The 20,518-nt window shown below is 57.2% G+C and carries 17 protein-coding genes, 2 rRNA genes and 1 riboswitch; of the genes, 18 read left to right on the top strand and 1 reads right to left on the bottom strand.

Features of this window, described 5'->3' with window-relative positions:
• From D7M11_RS15980 to D7M11_RS15965, 4 genes are all read left to right on the top strand, one after another.
• Nucleotides 1-532, top strand: a 16S ribosomal RNA gene (locus D7M11_RS15980); the annotation flags it as partial.
• 129 nt (nucleotides 533-661) lie between these two features.
• Nucleotides 662-778: ribosomal RNA gene (rrf, locus tag D7M11_RS15975) — 5S ribosomal RNA — on the top strand.
• A 284-nt stretch (nucleotides 779-1,062) separates the two neighbouring features.
• Nucleotides 1,063-1,818 (top strand): GTP pyrophosphokinase, encoded by a 756-nt coding sequence (locus D7M11_RS15970; RefSeq protein ID WP_120748230.1) that lies wholly within the window; start codon nucleotides 1,063-1,065, stop codon nucleotides 1,816-1,818.
• A 61-nt stretch (nucleotides 1,819-1,879) separates the two neighbouring features.
• Complete coding sequence (locus D7M11_RS15965) at nucleotides 1,880-2,686, top strand: alpha/beta hydrolase (RefSeq protein WP_120748229.1); 807 nt, start codon at nucleotides 1,880-1,882, stop codon at nucleotides 2,684-2,686.
• A gap of 164 nt (nucleotides 2,687-2,850) precedes the next feature.
• Here the strand turns inward: D7M11_RS15965 and D7M11_RS15960 are convergent, their stop codons facing one another.
• The gene (locus tag D7M11_RS15960) at nucleotides 2,851-3,525 is read right to left on the bottom strand and encodes a rhamnogalacturonan acetylesterase (RefSeq protein WP_120748228.1); all 675 of its coding nucleotides are present in this window, start codon (nucleotides 3,523-3,525) and stop codon (nucleotides 2,851-2,853) included.
• Between the two features lie 254 nt (nucleotides 3,526-3,779).
• Between D7M11_RS15960 and D7M11_RS15955 the strand changes: the two genes are divergently transcribed.
• From D7M11_RS15955 to purD, 14 genes are all read left to right on the top strand, one after another.
• Entirely contained in the window at nucleotides 3,780-5,531 is a 1,752-nt protein-coding gene (locus tag D7M11_RS15955) for a polysaccharide deacetylase family protein (protein WP_120748227.1), read from the top strand.
• Nucleotides 5,532-5,866: 335 nt separating this feature from the next.
• Nucleotides 5,867-5,968: riboswitch (purine riboswitch) on the top strand.
• Nucleotides 5,969-6,144: 176 nt separating this feature from the next.
• Nucleotides 6,145-6,642, top strand: coding sequence for a 5-(carboxyamino)imidazole ribonucleotide mutase (purE, locus tag D7M11_RS15950; protein ID WP_120748226.1), 498 nt, complete (start codon nucleotides 6,145-6,147; stop codon nucleotides 6,640-6,642).
• Nucleotides 6,642-7,802 (top strand): 5-(carboxyamino)imidazole ribonucleotide synthase, encoded by a 1,161-nt coding sequence (gene purK / locus D7M11_RS15945; protein WP_120748225.1) that lies wholly within the window; start codon nucleotides 6,642-6,644, stop codon nucleotides 7,800-7,802. Before purE ends, purK begins: the two co-directional genes overlap by 1 nt.
• Nucleotides 7,803-7,862: 60 nt before the next feature.
• Nucleotides 7,863-9,161, top strand: a complete 1,299-nt coding sequence (purB, locus tag D7M11_RS15940) for an adenylosuccinate lyase (RefSeq protein WP_120748224.1) — start codon at nucleotides 7,863-7,865, stop codon at nucleotides 9,159-9,161.
• Nucleotides 9,162-9,423: 262 nt separating this feature from the next.
• Nucleotides 9,424-10,362: a phosphoribosylaminoimidazolesuccinocarboxamide synthase gene (locus D7M11_RS15935; protein WP_120748248.1), complete on the top strand. Its 939-nt coding sequence runs from the start codon at nucleotides 9,424-9,426 to the stop codon at nucleotides 10,360-10,362.
• 65 nt (nucleotides 10,363-10,427) lie between these two features.
• Entirely contained in the window at nucleotides 10,428-10,676 is a 249-nt protein-coding gene (gene purS / locus D7M11_RS15930; RefSeq protein ID WP_120748223.1) for a phosphoribosylformylglycinamidine synthase subunit PurS, read from the top strand.
• An 87-nt stretch (nucleotides 10,677-10,763) separates the two neighbouring features.
• A complete protein-coding gene (purQ, locus tag D7M11_RS15925) occupies nucleotides 10,764-11,456 on the top strand; it encodes a phosphoribosylformylglycinamidine synthase subunit PurQ (RefSeq protein WP_120748222.1) in 693 nt (230 codons plus the stop codon).
• The gene (gene purL / locus D7M11_RS15920) at nucleotides 11,434-13,677 is read left to right on the top strand and encodes a phosphoribosylformylglycinamidine synthase subunit PurL (RefSeq protein ID WP_120748221.1); all 2,244 of its coding nucleotides are present in this window, start codon (nucleotides 11,434-11,436) and stop codon (nucleotides 13,675-13,677) included. Before purQ ends, purL begins: the two co-directional genes overlap by 23 nt.
• Nucleotides 13,662-15,143 (top strand): amidophosphoribosyltransferase, encoded by a 1,482-nt coding sequence (purF, locus tag D7M11_RS15915; protein WP_120748220.1) that lies wholly within the window; start codon nucleotides 13,662-13,664, stop codon nucleotides 15,141-15,143. Before purL ends, purF begins: the two co-directional genes overlap by 16 nt.
• A 98-nt stretch (nucleotides 15,144-15,241) precedes the next feature.
• Complete coding sequence (gene purM, locus D7M11_RS15910; protein WP_120748219.1) at nucleotides 15,242-16,282, top strand: phosphoribosylformylglycinamidine cyclo-ligase; 1,041 nt, start codon at nucleotides 15,242-15,244, stop codon at nucleotides 16,280-16,282.
• Nucleotides 16,282-16,896, top strand: a complete 615-nt coding sequence (gene purN / locus D7M11_RS15905; protein WP_120748218.1) for a phosphoribosylglycinamide formyltransferase — start codon at nucleotides 16,282-16,284, stop codon at nucleotides 16,894-16,896. The genes purM and purN overlap by 1 nt, the downstream gene beginning before the upstream one ends.
• A 335-nt stretch (nucleotides 16,897-17,231) precedes the next feature.
• Complete coding sequence (locus tag D7M11_RS15900; protein WP_120748217.1) at nucleotides 17,232-18,407, top strand: phosphoribosylaminoimidazolecarboxamide formyltransferase; 1,176 nt, start codon at nucleotides 17,232-17,234, stop codon at nucleotides 18,405-18,407.
• 47 nt (nucleotides 18,408-18,454) lie between these two features.
• The gene (locus D7M11_RS15895) at nucleotides 18,455-19,186 is read left to right on the top strand and encodes an IMP cyclohydrolase (protein WP_120748216.1); all 732 of its coding nucleotides are present in this window, start codon (nucleotides 18,455-18,457) and stop codon (nucleotides 19,184-19,186) included.
• A 29-nt stretch (nucleotides 19,187-19,215) separates the two neighbouring features.
• Complete coding sequence (gene purD / locus D7M11_RS15890; protein WP_120748215.1) at nucleotides 19,216-20,475, top strand: phosphoribosylamine--glycine ligase; 1,260 nt, start codon at nucleotides 19,216-19,218, stop codon at nucleotides 20,473-20,475.
• The last annotated feature ends 43 nt before the right edge of the window (nucleotides 20,476-20,518 follow it).

Genomic DNA, 20,518 nt, shown 5'->3' with positions numbered 1-20,518 from the left:
CTAGAGATAGGGTAGGCCTTCGGGACAGGGGAGACAGGTGGTGCATGGTTGTCGTCAGCTCGTGTCGTGAGATGTTGGGTTAAGTCCCGCAACGAGCGCAACCCTTGATTTTAGTTGCCAGCACTTCGGGTGGGCACTCTAGAATGACTGCCGGTGACAAACCGGAGGAAGGCGGGGATGACGTCAAATCATCATGCCCCTTATGACCTGGGCTACACACGTACTACAATGGCCGGTACAACGGGCCGCGAAGCCGCGAGGTGGAGCCAATCCTAAAAAGCCGGTCTCAGTTCGGATTGCAGGCTGCAACTCGCCTGCATGAAGTCGGAATTGCTAGTAATCGCGGATCAGCATGCCGCGGTGAATACGTTCCCGGGTCTTGTACACACCGCCCGTCACACCACGAGAGTTTACAACACCCGAAGTCGGTGAGGTAACCGCAAGGAGCCAGCCGCCGAAGGTGGGGTAGATGATTGGGGTGAAGTCGTAACAAGGTAGCCGTATCGGAAGGTGCGGCTGGATCACCTCCTTTCTATGGAGTACTTCGAACCTGTCACGGTTCGGTACAAGAAGCGCAAGCTTCACAATCACTTGCAGCGCTCGTTGCTCAGTTTTGAAGGAGTAAGAGGGGAAACCCGATTATTTCTTTCAATTCAATCCGTTTGGTGATGACGGCGGAGGGGATCCACGCGTTCCCATCCCGAACACGACCGTTAAGCCCTCCAGCGCCGATGGTACTTGGACCGCAGGGTCCTGGGAGAGTAGGACGTTGCCAAGCGACATAACCGCCCTTTTCGCAGAAATGCGAGAAGGGCTTTTTTAGAATTTATAAGTTTCGGGGCTCCCCACAAAGTATTTGGAATAATCGATTCCCCCGAAAGTGACGTGAGCCTCTGTAGAATAATCCTATTACTTTCGGGGGAGCCCCCAGCTTCGAAGCTGGGGGCTCCACTTTGTGGGGTTGTTTGGAACGGTCACCGGTAAAATCGGTCTGCAGACGGTTCCGCTGACAAGCCAAAATGGGTACGCTATGAAAGTACGGAAGCAGAAAGGGGTTTGCAGATGAACGGGCATCCGATCGAGCAATTCAAGCTGATCCGGAACGAAATTACGCGGTTTATGATGATGTACAAGTTCGCCTTGCAGGAATTGGAGACGAAGATCGATATTTTGCAGGAGGAATTTCACCTGCTGCACGAATACAATCCGATCGAGCATACGAAATCGCGGCTGAAATCGCCGGAGAGCATTATGAATAAAATGATGCGCAAGGGCTGCGATTTCTCGTTCCCGAGCATGAGGGAGCATATTAAGGATATAGCGGGTATCCGCATTACGTGTTCGTTTATCTCCGACATTTATCGGATTCGCGATATGTTGTGCAGCCAGAGCGACCTGACTTTGACCGACGAAAAAGATTATATCAGCCACCCGAAGCCGAACGGGTACCGAAGCCTTCATCTGCTTGTACAGGTGCCGGTGTTTATGTCCGACAGGCAGGAGACCGTATGCGTCGAAGTGCAGATTCGCACAATTGCGATGGACTTTTGGGCAAGCCTGGAGCACAAAATTTACTATAAGTACAAGCAGGCGGTGCCGGCGCATTTGCTCAAGGAGCTTAAGGAAGCTGCCGATTCGGCTACCGCTCTCGATCGCAAAATGGAGAGGCTGCATAAAGAAATCGAGCAAATCAAAGAGGAACAGTCGGCGGACGAATGGAATCTGTCGGATATTATCATCAATAACCAGCAGTTCAAGCTGCCTGCCGCCTTGCTGGATCTGATCGGCGACAGGAATAAGGTCGGGGCTGGAGAGTAAGGTTATAATAACGTAGGCGGATGTTAACCTAAAAAATGAGATCGTTGATGGAGGTGATCGCATGGCCGTTCATCCCGTTTCTTTTTTCTCGGGGGCGCTGTTTGCGAGAATGTCTTGCTTCGTTTATTTGCCCCCTTCGTATGAGCAGTCCGAGCGGGCGTATCCGGTCATTTATTTGCTTCACGGCATGTATGGCTGCGAGAGCAGCTGGCTGACGAAAGGCGGCGCGGAGCAAACGATCGAGCGGATGATCGCTGCGGGCGAGCTGCGCGAAAGTATTGTCGTTTTGCCGAGCGATGGCGGTTACGGTCACGGAACGTTTTATATCGACTGGTATGACGGTACCGGCAATTACGAGCAGTACATGATGTACGATCTGGTGCCGTACATCGACGCCAATTACCGGACGATGGCGGACAAATCGTACCGCTGCATCGGCGGATTGTCGATGGGCGGCTTCGGCGCCTTCATGCTGGCTCTGCGCCATCCGGATACGTTCGGTGCAGCGGTCAGCTTGTCCGGTGCGTTAGGCTCCGTTGGACAGCTGCCGTATACTGAGTTTACCCGATCCGGCTGGGCCCGGATGACCGGACCGCAGCAAGGCGACCATGCGAAAAAGTACGACTTGGCGCTATTGAGCCAAGCGCGTGCAAGCGTAGAGGGCCGGCCGGCGCTTTATTTCGATTGCGGCAAGGACGATTCATTGTTCCCGCTAAACATCGCGTTTAAACGGCATTTGGACGAGACGGGTTACGCTCACGAATTTGCCGAGTTCGAAGGCACGCATAATTGGGAATACTGGACGCAGCATTTAGCCGATGCGCTGCTTTTTTTCGAACGCGAGATGTCCGGAAAAGAAGGTACATAACAAGGTTAGTATGGAAAGCCGCGCCGCTGCGGCTTTTTCTTTTTTCCTGAAGTTCCACACAAAACGCTTCAACAAAACGCAAACGAACCGATTATATCCGTCGAATAAAAGCGAACAGCGCCCGCTATCAGGGCGCTTGTCGGCGTTATGAGGGAACCTGAGGTTTAGATCAACAACCGGTTGGCAAGCGCCAAGCCGGATTCGCGGATGCCTTCGGCGACAAGGCGGGCGATCTCGCGGGCGCCGGTCTCGTTGAAATGCGTATTGTCCTGCGTGCCGCTCGGGTAATTGGGACTCTCGCCGGGCTCCAGCCAGGTGAACAGCTTCTTCGAGGCTTCGTCACCGAGCGATTCAAGCAGGCTGCGGCTTTTTTGCCGCAGATCGATCACCGTCACGTTTTCCTCATCCGCGAGCTTCAACACCGCGGCGGGGTAAGCGCCGTGCGAATCTTTCAGCCGCCCGTCCTCGCCGAACAGTCTGCGCTCGACAGGAGTGAACAGCACAGGCGTCGCTCCCTTCGTCCGCGCGGCTTCGATATATTGCCGTAAATAGTGCGGATAAGTCTCGTTCGGAGACGTATAGCGGGCTTCGTCGTTTTTTTGGTCGTTATGCCCGAACTGGATGAACAAATAATCGCCCGGGGTTATCGCCTCCGCGATCGGAGCCAGCCTTCCTTCGCCGATGAAGCTTTTGGAGCTGCGTCCCCCGCGCGCCTCGTTGCGGACCTGGACACCGTCCTGGAACAGCTCCCCAATCATCTGCCCCCAACCAGCCATCGGCGCCGCACTCGCGCCATAGCTGGACACAGTGGAATCCCCAGCCAAATAAACCGTGGTCATGCTCGTTCTCCTCTCCGAAACTTCCATAACTTGTAACAATTCACTCGTATTCATGGATGAATATAACAATCGTGTGTTCAAAGTTCAATACTGTATTTTTGAATCGAACACGAAGAATGTTCGAAACAAACGGAACTGCTCTCTGGAGTGCTTCGGCAGACGTTATTCTTATTTTCGGCGATTGACGGCTCGGGGTGCAGCGATTATGATGTTACTAAGCAAATAAAAACATGTATGAGACAGGTGATTTTTCGATGATCCATGTGATATGGAACGAGAAGCAGGCCGTGCATAGATGGAACCAGGGCCGGGACGAATACACACCGTATTTATTTGAAATATTGAAGCAATCGGGTTTCGCTTATACCGTATGGTCGCCGGAGGCTTGGCTGAACAGCAGGCCGCAGGGCGTTTCGATCGTCGCCGGATTGGATCCAAGAGCGGATTGGTCGGGCATATTCGAGGACTACTGCCGAAGCGGCAACGCACTGCTGACGATCGGGGACACGCATTCGCTCGATGCCGCGCTTGGCGTCAAGCGGGTACGGTCGATAAAGGAAGGCTGGATCGATTGGAGCGGCTCGGCGCTTGCAGACGGATTGCGAAGCTCGTTCCATTTTTTCGGCGGAACGCTCGTCAAGGCGGAGGAAGGCGTAGAAACGGAAGGCGCCGTCACCCTAAGTAACGGTTCGCCAACGTCGCATCCGGCAGTGACGTTCAAAGCTTATCCCGGAGGAGCGGCGGCGCTGCTGTCCGTCGATCTTGCCCGTACGTTCTGCCTCATCCAGCAAGGAATCTCGGTCGTAAAGGACGGCGTACCGTCCCCGGACGGTTCCGGTCTTATAAACGATGATATATGGAAGGCGGACGACGGCAGCGTTCTGGACTGGGTACGGGACCGAAACGCCTTGGAGGCGGGCGGCATTCCGTTTTATATGCATCCGATCGTGGACGAATTCCGCCTGCTGTTCATCCGGCTGCTGCACCGTTTGAGTAAAACGGTTTCCCGGACGATGGCGCAGGTGTGGTTTTGGCCCGAGGGGCTCGAAGCGGTCGGGCATATTTCGCACGACACGGACGGCAATGCGCCGGAAGCGGCGGAGGTCATGCTCGACCGGCTGAAGGAAGCCGGGATCAAGTCGAGCTGGTGCATCATTATGCCGGGTTATCCGGAAGCCCTATACAAACGTATTGTTGCCGAAGGCCATGAAATGGCGCTTCATTACAACGCGCTGGAATCCGAAGGCTGTTACTGGGACGAGGAGCTGTTTAACGAGCAGCTTGCCGCGCTTCAGAGTCAAATGGCGGCGATCGGCGGGCCGGCGCATATAAAGACGAATAAAAACCATTATTTGCGCTGGGAAGGCGACGTACAGTTTTACAAATGGTGCGAGCGGGCCGGCATCGTCTTCGAGCAAAGCAAGGGCGGGACGAAGCAAGGCAATAAAGGCTTCCTCGCCGGTACTTGCCATCCGTATTTGCCGATGTCGGACAGCGCGGACCGCAACCGGATCATGAAGGTGTACAGCAATCCGACGCTAGCCTGGGACCCTCCGGTCCCGATTCGCTGCACAATGCCGGAAGCGAAGGTGCTGCTGGACCGCAGCAAAGAAGTGTACGGCGTCGCCCATTTCCTTTACCATCCGGCTACGATGGCGGCGCACGACAATGTGGGCAGCGGTTTTCTGGAATTGCTGCGGTACGGGGAGGAACAAGGCCTCGTCTGGTGGACGGCGCTCGAGCTGTATAACTGGCTGGAGCTGCGCAGAACGGTGCAGGCCACTGTCGAAGACGGGTATTTGCGCATTACCGCGGAACGCGTATGCAAAGGGCTGACCGTGCTGCTGCCGCCCGATGCCGCACTGCCGGAGGGCGGCGGAGCGGCCGTCATCCGAAGCGAACGGATGGTGAACCGCTGCGGTATGCCGCTTCGGCAGCTCATCCTGGACGTACCGCAGGGAGTAACGAGCATTCCGCTGCGCGAGGCGTCCGCCGCGGCCGTATAATACCGGGCCGGAGGCTTGAATAGGCAATCATCCATAACGGACCGTCTCTTCTTGAGGGAAGAGGCGGTTTATTTTTGTTTTGCGAAGCTCGGATTGTTCGGCACGCGAATGTTCCGGAATTGAATGCGTTTGCAGTTCGGAAATAACGCTCTGTGCAGCCTTTTTTAAGCTTCGTTAGGGCGAACAGAGGGCCGATAACCGTTCATTCGACAAAACCCGATCGATATTACGCGCGAAATACGAACTTTTGAACAAAATGGACACAATAATGTTCGCCTTTTTAAGTTGACACGGCTATGTTAACATTGATAAACTAAACATGCAGCAAATCAATCGGATCATACTTTGTGTTTTCTCGTATAACGCCGGGAATATGGCCCGGAAGTATCTACCCAAGAACCTTAAATTTTTGGACTACGAGCTAACCTGTTGGTGGAATGGGACGCCGTAAACGGCGGTCTGGCATTCCCCTTTTTCGCTTTCGCGAAAGCAGGTGCGTTTAGAGGAGCTTACGTCCATCGGGCAGGCGCGAACTTAGCGTTTTGCCGCTGGACTTTTTCTTTTGTTAGCGGCCGGGTTTGCCGGTTATCCTACAGGCGAAGGATGGTTGAATATGGCGGTGCAGGTAGGCGTTATTATGGGAAGCAATTCCGACTGGCCGACGATGAAGCATGCGTGCGACATTCTGGACGAGCTGGGCGTATCTTACGAGAAGAAGGTCGTATCGGCCCACCGGACTCCGGATCTGATGTTCGAATATGCAGCATCGGCGCACGGGCGCGGGCTTAAGGTCATTATCGCGGGAGCGGGCGGCGCTGCGCATTTGCCGGGCATGGTCGCTTCGAAGACCGAACTTCCGGTCATCGGCGTGCCGGTCAAGTCCTCGAACTTGAACGGACTCGATTCGCTGCTGTCGATCGTACAGATGCCGGGCGGTATTCCGGTCGCAACCGTAGCGATCGGCAACGCGGGCGCAACGAATGCGGGACTGCTGGCTGCGCAAATACTCGGCACGAGCGATCCCGAGCTGACGGAGAAGCTTCGCGACAGACGCGAGAAGCTGCGCGAGCACGTCATGCAGATGAGCGAAACGTTGGGGGCGGAACAGTGATGGTTCATCCGGACAAAACGATATTGCCCGGCAGCACGATCGGCGTGCTGGGCGGAGGCCAGCTCGGGCGGATGCTGGCGCTGGCGGGACGGGCGATGGGCTACCGGTTCACGACGCTCGATCCGACGCCGGATTCGCCGCTTGGGCAGGTCGCCGACGAGCAGATCGTCGCGGCGTACCACGATGCCGAGGCGGCGAGGAAGCTGGCTGCGGGATCGGACGTCATCACGTACGAGTTCGAGAACGTGGACGCGGCCGTTGCCGGCATGCTCATGAGCGAGTCGTATGTGCCTCAGGGCAGCGAGCTGCTGTATACGACGCAGCACCGGCTGCGTGAGAAGCGGGCGATCGAGGCGGCGGGCGTCAAGGTGGCGCCGTACCGGGAAATCCGCAGCGCGGAGGAGCTCGCCGAAGCGGTTCGCGAGTTCGGCATCCCGAGCGTGCTCAAGACGGCAACCGGCGGCTACGACGGCAAAGGACAATGGGTGATCCGCTCGGAGGGCGAGATTCAGGAAGCGTACGACACGCTGGCTCGCGCCAAGACGGAGCTCGTTCTCGAGAAGTTTATACCGTTTGAGAAAGAAATATCCGTGATCGCAGCGAGAAGCCCGCGGGGCGAAGTAAGGGCATTCCCGGTGGCGGAAAATGTGCACGTGGACAATATTTTGCATCTGTCGATCGTGCCGGCCCGGGCGCCGGCCGAGGTGCTGGCGGAAGCGGAGCGGATGGCGATTCGCATCGCCGAATCGATGCAGGCGATCGGGCTGCTGGCGGTGGAAATGTTTCTTACCCGGGACGGCGAGCTGTTCGTTAACGAGCTGGCGCCGCGGCCGCATAACTCCGGCCATTACACGATGGAAGCGTGCCGGACGTCCCAGTTCGAGCAGCATGTACGGGCGATCTGCAATTTGCCGCTTGGTCCGGTCGAGCTGCTCACCCCGGTCGTCATGGTTAACATTTTGGGCGAGCATGTAGCGCCCCTGCTGGAATGGATGGGCGAGGAAGCGGGGCTGCCCGAAGGCGTTGCCGCCAAGGTGCATCTGTACGGCAAGCACGAGGCGAAGACGAAGCGCAAGATGGGCCATGTCAATCTGCTGACGGACGATGTGGACAAAGCGATCCGCTGGACCGAAAGCTCCGCGATCTGGCAAGCTAACTAAGCGGAAGATTCACCTTACACACGATACGATAACGTTAACTATACAAACGGAGGTACGAACATGCTGCAGCGTTACAGCCGGCCCGAGATGGCCGCCATCTGGACCGAAGAAAATAAATTCAAAGCCTGGCTCGAGGTGGAAATTCTTTCCTGCGAAGCTTGGTCGGAGCTTGGCGTCATTCCTAAGGAAGACGTCAAGGCCATCCGCGACAATGCCAGCTTTAACATCGACCGCATTTACGAGATCGAGGAAGAAACCCGCCACGACGTCATCGCCTTCACGCGGGCCGTATCCGAAACGCTGGGCGGCGAGCGCAAATGGGTTCATTACGGACTGACCTCCACTGACGTCGTCGACACGGCGCTCGGCTATTTGCTGCGTCAGGCGAACGAGATTATCGAGAAAGATTTGCTCCGGTTCATCGATATTTTGCGGGAGAAAGCGATCCAGTACAAAAACACGCCGATGATGGGACGCACGCACGGCGTTCACGCCGAGCCGACTACGTTCGGCCTGAAAATGGCGCTGTGGCACGAAGAAATGAAACGGAATCTAGAACGTTTCCGCACAGCTGCGGACGGTGTGCAGTTCGGTAAAATTTCCGGCGCCGTCGGCACGTACGCGAACGCCGATCCGTTCCTGGAGCAGTACGTATGCGAGAAGCTCGGCACGAAGCCGGCTCCGATCTCGACGCAAACGCTGCAGCGCGACCGCCATGCCGATTACCTCAGCACGCTGGCGCTCATCGCGACTTCGCTCGACAAGTTCGCCACCGAAATTCGCGCCCTGCAAAAGAGCGAATTCCGCGAAGTCGAAGAGCCGTTCGCGAAAGGGCAAAAAGGCTCGTCGGCAATGCCGCACAAGCGCAACCCGATCGGCTGCGAGAGCATCTCCGGCCTTGCGCGCGTCATCCGCGGCCATATGATCTCAGCGTACGAGAACGTGCCGCTGTGGCACGAGCGCGACATTTCTCACTCGTCCGTGGAGCGCATCATCCTGCCGGACTCGACGATCCTGATCAACTACATGCTGAACCGTCTCGGCAACATTATCAAAAACTTGACCGTGTTCCCGAACAACATGCTGCGCAACATGAGAAGCACGTACGACGTGCCGTTCTCCGGCCGCGTCATGACGAAGCTGATCGACAAAGGCTTCAGCCGCGAGCAGGCGTATGATACGGTGCAGCCGAAGGCGATGCAAGCTTGGGAGGAGCAGCGCTCGTTCCGCGACATCGTCGAGAACGATCCGGTCATCCGCGAGCAGCTGTCGGCCGAGGAGATCGCCGATTGCTTCAATCCGAGCTGGCATTTGAAGCATGTGGATACGATTTTCGCCCGTCTTGGCTTGAACGAGTAGGTAAGCCATAACGGAACTAAAGTACGTTAATAGTTGAAAATACGCGGAGCAAGCGGGCGGTAACGGAACTGAGTTCCGTTATACGAGCGAGAAACGGCTTATAGGCTTGGAAAAAACGCGGATAGCGGAAAACCGTTCCTTTATCCAGGGGAAATATTCGGGAAATACATCATTAACGGAACGAATTTCTGCTAATCCGCCAGCCGAGATGAACGAACCTCCGCCAGCGTCCTTTCTTCCGCTTTCATACCATACAAACGGAATGATACTTACCCGAATCCATCCGAATAAATCGAAGGAGGTTTTTGCCTTGAGTGCAACGACGGCGATTTCAAGCGCTGCAGAGTATGTGAACGCACCGCTCTTTTATAAAGGGAAAGTGCGCGAAATGTACGATCTGGGGGAGCATTTTCTGATGGTCACGACCGACCGCATCTCCGCCTTCGACTACGTGCTGAGCCCGGCCGTGCCGGACAAAGGCAACGTGCTTAACCAATTGAGCGCGTTCTGGTTCAAGCAAACGGCGTCGTTGATGCCGAACCACGTCGTCCATACCGATCTGGAGAAGCTTCCGGCCGGCCTGATCAAGGACGCGGATGTGATGAAACACCGCTTCACGGTGTCGAAGAAGGCGCAGCGCATCGATATCGAGTGCGTCGTTCGTGGCTATATAACCGGGGGCGGGTGGAGACAATACCAGAAAACGGGCGAGATTAACGGCATTAAGCTTCCCGAAGGCATGCGCAAAAACGAGAAGTTCCCGCAGCCGCTGTTCACCCCGGCGGCGAAAAACGACGCCGGCCACGACGAGGATATTTCGTACGAGCGGATGGAAGAGCTGGTCGGCAAGGAGCTGGCCGCCGAGCTTCGCGAGAAAAGCTTCAGGCTGTATGAGTTCGCGCATCAGTTTTGCGCCGAACGCGGCATCATTTTAGCCGATACAAAGTTCGAGTTCGGACTCATTGATGGCAAGGTTATATTGATTGACGAAATTTTCACCCCGGATTCCTCGCGCTTCTGGGCGAAAGAAAACTATGCCTACGACATCGAAATCGATGGCATGGACAAGGAACCGGTACGCACGTACCTCTCCGGCACCGGCTGGGACAAAAACAGCGAGCCCGATCCGCTGCCGGCCGCGGTCGTGGAGGAAACGTCGCGCCGGTACCGCGACATTTTGCATCGTTTGACCGGCGGTTGAACGATTCCGATTACAGCTTGACCCGATAGAGACATCGATCTACCGATAATGAGGAGGAACTTCCCATGTTGAAAGCAACCGTCTACGTAACGATCAAGCAAAACGTACTCGACCCGCAAGGAAGCGCCGTGCAAGGCGCCCTGCACTCGATGGGCTTCGCGGAAGTGGGCAAAGTGCGCATCGGCAAATATATGGAGCTGGAGCTGGATACGAGCGACGCTGCAGAGGCGGAAGCCCGCGTCAAAGCGATGTGCGAAAAGCTGCTGGCCAATACGGTTATCGAGGATTACCGGTTCGAGCTTTCCTCCAAGTGAGCGAAGCGGGCTACGGCCTGCTATCCGATTTTTTAAGTTTTCGAACGGCGACGATAGGTTACAGAATATGAAGGAGGGCTTCGACCCATGAAATTTGCGGTTCTCGTGTTTCCCGGATCGAACTGCGACATCGACTGCTTCAAGGCGGTCGAGCAAACGATCGGCCAGCCGGTCGAATACGTATGGCATACCGCTACCGATCTGTCCCAATATGACGGCATTCTTGTCCCAGGCGGCTTCTCGTACGGCGACTACTTGCGCTGCGGCGCGATTTCCCGTTTTGCTCCGGTTATGAACGAGGTTGTAAAGGCGGCGGAGCAAGGGAAGTTCGTGCTCGGCATTTGCAACGGATTCCAAATTTTGCTCGAATCGGGACTGCTTCCGGGCGCCATGCTGCGCAACCGGTCGCTCAAGTTCCGCTGCCATCCGGCGACGCTGCGCGTGGACAACAATGAGAATCCGTTCACGACGCAATATGCGGCCGGAGAACTGATCAATATTCCGATCGCGCACGGCGAAGGCAACTACTACTGCGACGACGCGACACTCGCGGAGCTGAAGGCGAACAACCAGATCGTATTCCGTTATCACGGCGAAAATCCGAACGGCTCGGTGGACGATATCGCCGGCATCAGCAACAAGGCGGGCAATGTGGTCGGCATGATGCCGCACCCGGAGCGGGCTGTCGATCAGCTGCTCGGCTCGGAGGACGGCAAACGGATGTTTACGTCGATTTTGAACGCATGGAGGGAAAAACATGGCGCAGCAGCTCACGCTTAAGGAACCAACGGCGGAACAAATCGCGGAGCAAAAAATTTACAAGCAAATGGGCGTAACCGACAGCGAGTACGACCTCATCTGCGGATTTCTCGGACGGCAGCCGAATTATGTGGAAATCGGCGTATTCAGCGTTATGTGGTCGGAGCACTGCTCGTACAAAAACTCCAAGCCGATTCTGAAGCGATTCCCGATTACCGGACCGCGCGTCCTGATGGGACCGGGCGAAGGCGCTGGCATCGTCGACATCGGCGACAAGCAAGCGGTCGTGTTCAAAATCGAAAGCCACAACCACCCGTCCGCTATCGAGCCTTACCAAGGCGCGGCGACAGGCGTCGGCGGCATTATCCGCGACATTTTCTCGATGGGTGCGCGTCCGGTTGCGCTGCTCAACTCGCTCCGGTTCGGCTCGCTGACGAACGACCGGGTTAAATATTTGTTCGAACACGTCGTATCGGGCATCGCCGGCTACGGCAACTGTATCGGCATTCCGACGGTTGCGGGCGAAGTCATGTTCGACGAAAGCTACGAAGGCAATCCGCTCGTAAATGCGATGTGCGTAGGCCTCATCGATCACGATAAAATTCAGAAGGGCGTCGCGCAAGGCGTCGGCAACCCGGTCTTCTACGTAGGCCCGGCAACCGGCCGCGACGGCATTCACGGCGCGACATTCGCCTCCGAGGAGCTGACGGCAGAATCGGAAGCGAAGCGTCCTGCGGTACAAGTAGGCGATCCGTTCATGGAGAAGCTCGTACTCGAAGCGACTCTTGAGCTGATCAACTCCGGCATCGTCGTCGGCATTCAGGATATGGGCGCCGCAGGTCTTACGTGCTCCAGCTCCGAAATGGCGAGCAAGGCGGGCAACGGCATGGAGCTTTACCTCGACGAGGTACCGCAGCGCGAGGAAGGCATGACGCCTTACGAGATGATGCTGTCCGAGTCGCAAGAACGGATGCTGTTCGTTGTGAAGCCGGAGCACGAGGCGCAGGCGAAGGAGATTTTCGAGCGCTGGGGCCTGATCTGTGCAAAGGTCGGCAAAGTAACCGACGACGGCAACTTGAAGCTGTTCCACAAGGGCGAGATCGTGGGCGTGCTGCCGGTCAAGGCGCTTGTCGACGAGTGTCCGGTATACAACAAACCGTCCAAAGTTCCGGCTTATTACGAGCAGCAGGCATCGGTCGACACGACCCGTTATGCGGAAGTGACCGATTTGACGGACGCGCTGAAGCAAGTGCTCGCCTCCCCGACGGTTGCCAGCAAGGAATGGGTCTACAATCAATACGATCACATGGTACGGACGAGCACTTACGTACGTCCGGGCTCGGACGCTGCGGTAGTAGGCGTTGACGGCACGCGCAAGGCGCTGGCGATGACGACCGACTGCAACGGGCGTTATGTGTACCTCGATCCGGAAGTCGGCGGCGCGATTGCGGTTGCCGAAGCGGCGCGCAATATCGTCTGTACGGGCGCGGAGCCGCTGGCGATTACGGATAACCTCAACTTCGGCAATCCGGAGAAGCCGGAAATTTTCTGGCAGCTCGAAAAAGCGGCGGACGGCATGTCCGAAGCGTGCCGGAAGCTGAATGCGCCGGTTATCGGCGGCAACGTCAGCTTGTACAACGAGAATTCGAAGGGCGCGATTTACCCGACGCCGGTTATCGGCATGGTCGGACTCGTGCACGATCTGGATCATATTACGACGCAAGGCTTCAAGAAGGAAGGCGACGTCATCTTCCTGCTCGGTGAAACGAAAGCGGAGCTCGGCGGCAGCGAATTCCAGAAAGTGCTGCACGGCGTTACCGAAGGCCGTCCGCCGCAAATCGATCTCGACACCGAGAAGAAGCTGCTGGATAGCGTGCTCGGCGCGATTCAAAAAGGTCTCGTCGCTTCCGCGCACGACTTGTCGGAAGGCGGCATTGCGGCGGCTCTGGCCGAATCGTGCATCAGCGGCCGTCTCGGCGCCAGCGTAAACATCTCCACCGAGCTGCGTCCAGACTTCGCCCTGTTCAGCGAAAGCCAGTCCCGCATCCTGCTTAGCGCTTCGCCGGAACAAGCGGCCGAGCTCGAAGCGTGGCTCTCCCAAAACGGCGTACCGGCCGTAAACATCGGTACCGTGCAAGGCCAAACTTTAACAATCCAAGTTAACGCGAAACCAGCCATCCAGTCGCCTGTCACTCAGCTAGAAAAGGTTTGGAAGGATGCGATCCCATGCCTCATGAAGTAAAGCTTCCCGCGGTTAAGCTTTGGGGCGGGGACTTCTACAACGAAGGCGTTACCGGTGAAATCTTGTTCGATAAATTGAAGGAAGAATGCGGGGTGTTCGGGGTGTTCGGTCACCCCGAGGCTTCGCATCTCTGTTACTACGGGTTGCACGCGCTCCAGCATCGCGGCCAGGAGAGCGGCGGCATCTGCACGACCGACGGCAGCCAGTTCCATTATCACCGCGGCATGGGGCTCGTCAAGGAAGTGTTCGATAACGACAAGCTCGCTTCGCTCAAAGGCTCCATCGCCATTGCGCACGTTCGCTATTCGACTGCTGGAGAGAGCAAGCTGGCGAACGCCCAGCCGCTCGTGTTCAAATACCGCGAAGGCGATCTGGCCGTAGCGACGAACGGCAATATCGTCAACGCGCCGGAAATCCGCAAAGATTTGGAGCGGCAGGGCTCGATTTTCCAAACGTCCAGCGATACCGAGGTCGTTGCCCATCTGATCGCCCGCTCTAAGCATGACGACATCGTGGAGGCGGCGCGCGAAGCGCTCGTGAAGCTGAACGGGGCGTACGCGTTCCTGTTTATGACCAACGGCAAGCTGATCGCGGCGCGCGATCCGCACGGACTGCGCCCGTTCGTCCTCGGCAAGCTGGGCGATGCGTATGTATTCGCGTCCGAGACGTGCGCCTTCGACGCGGTCGGCGCCGAATATGTCCGCGATATCGAACCGGGCGAGCTGCTTATTTTGGACGGCAGCGGCTTGAAGGAAGATCGGTTTACCGAGAAGACGAAACGCGCGGTTTGCGCGATGGAATACATTTATTTTTCCCGCCCCGATAGCGATATCGATGCGGTCAACGTGCACAGCGCGCGCAAGCGCATGGGCAGGCGGCTCGCTATCGAGTCGTTCGTCGATGCGGACATCGTTACCGGCGTGCCGGATTCGAGCATATCGGCGGCGATCGGTTATGCCGAGCAGACGGGCATTCCGTATGAGCTTGGCTTAATCAAAAACCGCTACACGGGCCGGACGTTTATCCAGCCGAGCCAGGAGCTGCGCGAACAGGGCGTCAAGATGAAGCTGAGCGCCGTCCGCGGCGTCGTCGAAGGCAAACGCGTCGTCATGATCGACGATTCGATCGTGCGCGGCACGACCTCGCTTCGAATCGTCAACCTACTGCGCGAAGCGGGGGCGAAGGAAGTGCATGTGCGCATCAGTTCGCCGCCGTTCAAAAATCCTTGCTTCTACGGCATCGATACGCCGAGCCGCAAAGAGCTGATCGGCGCGCAAAAAACGATTGAGGAAATCCGCAAGGCGATTAACGCCGACTCGCTGCATTTTTTGTCCAAGGAAGGCCTGGTCGAATCGATCGGCCATCTGCATGGCGAAACGCAGGGCGGACATTGCACCGCCTGCTTCGACAACATGTATCCGACGCAGGTGCCGGATGAGGAAACGGCGGCTTGCGGCTGCGACTGAATCGACTGAAATACATCTCGCCGCCAATCGGCGGGATTCGGATCTATACGGGCGATTCGTGTAATCGCCCCCTACCATTTTTCAAGGAGTGAACGAGTTTGTCGGAAGCTTATAAGCAAGCGGGAGTGGACATCGCGGCGGGCAACGAAGCGGTCGTCCGGATGAAGAAGCATGTGCAGAAGACGTTTCGACCGGAGGTGCTCACCGAGCTCGGCGGTTTCGGCGCTTTGTTCGGATTGAATAAAGACAAATACGAGGAACCGGTGCTCGTGTCCGGAACGGACGGAGTCGGCACGAAGCTGAAGATCGCTTTCGCGATGGACAAGCACGATACGATCGGCATCGACGCGGTCGCCATGTGCGTCAACGATGTCGTCGTGCAAGGAGCAGAACCGCTCTTCTTCCTCGATTACTTGGCTTGCGACAAGGTCGTCCCGGAAAAAATCGAAGCGATCGTAAAAGGAATCGCCGACGGCTGCTTGCAGTCCGGCTGCTCCCTGATCGGCGGCGAAACGGCGGAAATGCCGGGCATGTACGGCGAAGGCGAGTACGATATCGCCGGATTTACGGTCGGTATCGTCGACAAGAAAAAAATAATCGACGGCCGCTCGATCGCCCCGGGCGATGCGGTCATCGGTCTTGCCTCCAGCGGCGTGCACTCGAACGGCTTCTCGCTCGTCCGCAAGCTGCTGCTTCAGGACAAAGGCTACAGCCTGCACGATGAAGTCGCCGAGCTCGGCGGCAAGCTGGGAGATACGCTGCTCGCGCCGACGAAGATCTATGTGAAGTCGATTTTGGCCATGCTGGAACAAGTGAATATTAAAGGAATGGCACATATTACGGGCGGCGGTTTCTTGGAAAATATTCCGCGCGTGCTGCCGCAAAACGTAAACGTTCAGATCGAATACGGCTCGTGGCCGATTTTGCCGATCTTCAAGCTGCTTCAGGAAGCCGGCTCCGTTTCCAATAACGATATGTTCCGCACGTTCAACATGGGGATCGGCATGGTGCTGGTCGTACCTGCCGAGCAAGCGGAGCATGCGCTTCGCCTCGCCGAAGAGAACGGGGAGCAGGCATACCTGCTTGGAACGGTTACCGAAGGCGAGCAGATCGTAACGTTTACCGGAGCGGATGTGTAATGAAGCCATTTCGCATTGCGGTGTTCGCCTCGGGAAGCGGCTCTAACTTCCAGGCGATCGTGGACGCGGTGCAAGCCGGGAAGCTCGATGTCGAAGTCGGGCTTCTCGTTTGCGATAAGCCTTCCGCCAAAGTCGTGGAGCGGGCGGAGGCGGCGGGCGTCGAAACGTTCGCGTTCCGGCCGAAGGAGTTTGTTTCGAAGGCGGCGTACGAAGCGGAGATCGTGGAACGTCTGGAGCGGAAGCAGATCGACCTCGTCGTGCTGGCCGGCTACATGCGGATCGTCTCCGATACGCTGCTGAAGCCGTACGAGGGACGGATCATCAATATTCACCCGTCGCTGCTTCCTTCGTTTCCGGGGCTCGACGCCATCGGCCAAGCTTTGGCGCATGGCGTGAAGATGACCGGTGTGACGGTCCACTTCGTCGACGGCGGCATGGATACGGGCCCGATTATCGCCCAGCGCGCCGTAGAAGTGGCGGAAGGCGATACGGCCGATTCGCTGGCGGCGAGCATACACCATGTCGAGCACGTGCTGTACCCGTACGTGATCGGCGCCATCGCGAGCGGGAAAGCGGCTCTTGGCGACGACGGCCGGCGCGTGCTATGGAGCTGAGCGAGGCAGCGGTTCGCAATCGCGCCATGTGTGCCGAATTTATAATTACGGAACAAATTTCCGTTATTGCGGAAGAAACGCCGGGTAAGCAGTAAATAGAGGAACGTATTTCCGCTATATAGGCGGATTCGACCGGATTTGCGATAAAATGCTGCCAATAACGGAACTGAGTTCCGCTATTGCTGGATAATCGCCGATAAGTGGGTAAATAACGGAACTTAGTTCCGTTACATGATAGAAGCTCGAAGGTAAGCCACGGCGGCGACACCGATCTGCGGTCGGACTGTCACTAGGAGGAACCCGGTTTGCCGAAATCTAATGAAGGAAGGTCCATCATGCCAAACGAAATTTCTTTGCGTTACGGGATGAACCCGCACCAGAAAGAAGCGAAGCTGTTCCTGGAAGGTGAGGGCGAGCTGCCGATCCGCGTGCTGAACGGCGATCCCGGCTTCATTAATCTGCTGGACGCGCTGAACGCGTTCCAGCTCGTGCGCGAGCTGCGCCAAGCGACAGGCCTGCCGGCCGCCGCTTCGTTCAAGCACGTGAGCCCGGCCGGAGCGGCCGTATACGCCCCTTTGAACGACACGCTGAAAAAGGCTTACTTCGTGGAAGGTCTGGAGCTGTCCGAGCTTGCGACCGCCTACGCCCGCGCCCGCGGCGCGGACCGGATGTCGTCGTTCGGCGATGCGGCGGCGCTCAGCGACGTCGTGGACGCATCGACGGCGAAGCTCTTGAAGCGCGAGGTGTCGGACTTGATCGTAGCTCCGGGCTATGACGAGGAAGCGCTGGACATTTTGAAGGCGAAGAAGGGCGGCAAGTTCCTCATTCTGCAAATCGATCCGGACTACGTTCCGGAGACGATCGAAACCCGCACGCTGTTCGGCCTGAAGATGCAGCAGGAGCGCAACAATGGCGTCATCGACGCCTCCGTATTCGATCATATCGTAACGAACAACAAGGAACTGACCGAAGGCGCAAAGCGCGACATGCTCGTCTCGCTGATCACGCTCAAATATACGCAATCGAACTCGATCTGCTACGCGCTTGACGGTCAAACGATCGGTATCGGCGCCGGCCAGCAGTCGCGCATTCACTGTACGCGGCTTGCCGGAGACAAGGCGGACCGCTGGTATCTGCGTCAGCATCCGACCGCACTTAGCATGAAGTTCCGCGAAGGGCTTACCCGTCCGGAGCAAAACAACGCGATCGACCTGTGGCTCGAAGACGAGCTGACGCCGGTCGAGCAGGCGAGCTGGGAAGCGTGCTTCGCGGAAGTGCCGAAGCGCCTGACCCCGGCCGAGAAGCGCGAATGGCTGAAAGGTTTGACCGGCGTTTCGTACGGTTCCGACGCGTTCCTCCCGTTCCGCGACAATATCGACCGTGCAAGCCGCAGCGGCGTACGTTACGTGATTCAAGCAGGCAGCTCGATGCGCGACGAGGAAGTCGTGCAAGCCGCGAACGACTATGGCATGGTTATGGCGTATTCCGGCGTTAGATTGTTCCATCATTAATGATTAAGGAGCTTAAAAGCTCCTGACGGCAAAGGAGACCTGCCCTAGTGACAGCAAAATGGAGCCAAACGGCGGAGCTGAACGTCAGCCGCCTTCAATCGAATCCGTATCCCGGCCGCGGCATCGTAATCGGGTTGACGCCGGACGGCACGCGGTATGCGCAGGTATACTGGATTATGGGACGCAGCGAGAACAGCCGCAACCGCGTTTTTATCGAAGAAGCGAACGGCTTCCTCCGTACGGAGGCGAAAGATCCGGCTAAGCTGACCGATCCTTCACTCGTGATCTATTACCCGGTTCGTCACATCGGCGCCGCTCATATCGTGACGAACGGCGATCAGACGGACACGATCTATGAAGCGCTGCAAAACGGCCGCACGTTCGAGCAGGCGCTCGCAACGCGGACGTGGGAGCCGGACCAGCCGAACTGCACGCCGCGCATTTCCGGTCTTGTCGATCTGTCCGACGAAACGTGCGCCTACAAGTTGTCGATTCTGAAGACGAATCAGAACGACGAGTCGCAGACAATGCGCCACTATTTCCATTACGAGCAAGCCATCGCAGGATTCGGTCACTTCATCTCGACCTATGCCGGCGACGGCAACCCGCTGCCTTCATTCCAGGGCGAGCCGCAGCTTATGCCCCTGTTCGACGACATCAAGCAAACAGCCGCTTTTTACTGGGATCGGCTGAATGCGGACAACCGCATCTCGCTGCTGGTCAAAACGATCGACAAAGTATCCGGCCAGGCGGAGATGCACGTAATAAACAAGCTGTAAACTATTTCACATTCCGGGAGGGCTGACGTTTGCGTATTTTGGTCATTGGCAAAGGCGGAAGAGAACACGCGATCATCTGGGCGCTGAAAAAAAGCGCCAGCATTGCACACATCTATTGCGCGCCGGGAAATGCAGGCATCGCCGAGCTGGCGGAGTGTGTGCCGATTAAGGAAAGCGAATTTCAGCAGATCGCCCAGTTCGCGCTCGACTATGCGATCGATCTGGTCGTCGTCGGTCCGGACGATCCGCTCGCGGACGGTATCGTTGACGTGCTGGAGGAGCGGGGCGTACCCGTCTTCGGACCGCGGAAAAACGCGGCGATTATCGAAGGCTCCAAAGTGTTCACGAAAGATTTGCTGAAAAAATACAACATTCCGACCGCAGCCTACGAATCGTTCGAGGACTATGACGCGGCTATCGCTTATGTTCGCCGTCAGGGCGCTCCGATCGTCATTAAAGCGGACGGTCTGGCCGCGGGCAAAGGCGTGATCGTCGCCCAGACGCTCGAAGAGGCGGAGCAGGCGCTGAAGGAAATTATGGTCGACAAGGTGTTCGGCAAATCGGGCAGTCAGGTCGTTATCGAGGAATTTTTACAAGGACAGGAAATGTCGATTTTGTCATTCGTCGACGGCGACGTCGTCCGTCCGATGGTCCCGTCCCAAGACCACAAGCAGGTGTTCGACGGCGACAAAGGACCGAATACGGGCGGAATGGGCACGTACAGCCCGCTGCCGCATATCGCACAGTCCGTTATCGACGAAGCGATCGAGACGATCATTAAGCCGACGGCCGAAGCGATGGTCAAGGAAGGCCGCCCGTTCCGCGGCGTCCTGTTCGCGGGACTGATGATCACGAAGGATGGACCGAAGACGATCGAATTCAACGCCCGCTTCGGCGATCCGGAGACGCAGGTCGTCCTGTCGCTGCTCGAAACCGATCTGATCGACATTTTCCTGGCCACGATCAACGGCCGTCTGAAAGACATGGATATTCGGTGGAGCGACGAATCGGCCGTGTGCGTCATTCTCGCCTCCGGGGGATATCCGGGCAGCTACCCGAAAGGCATTCCGATCCACGGCCTTGATGAGGTTCAAGAATCGGTTGTGTTCCACGCCGGAACGGCGCTGAAGGACGGCCAGGTCGTTACCGACGGCGGCCGCGTGCTCGGCGTGACCGCGAGAGGCGCCACCATCGAGGAAGCCCGGGCCAAGGCGTATGCCGACGCGGAGCGGATTCGCTTCGAAGGAATGCAGTACCGCAAAGATATCGCGCTAAAGGCTTTGCTTTAAGATCCATAAGCTATCATCCCGGACGTCCGCCCAATGGCGGGCG

Origin of the sequence: Paenibacillus ginsengarvi, from assembly GCF_003626695.1 — a bacterium.
In the GTDB taxonomy this organism is placed as follows: domain Bacteria; phylum Bacillota; class Bacilli; order Paenibacillales; family NBRC-103111; genus Paenibacillus_AB; species Paenibacillus_AB ginsengarvi.
Note: the sequence above shows the minus strand (reverse complement) of the source record. Positions and strands in the feature narration are given on the sequence as shown.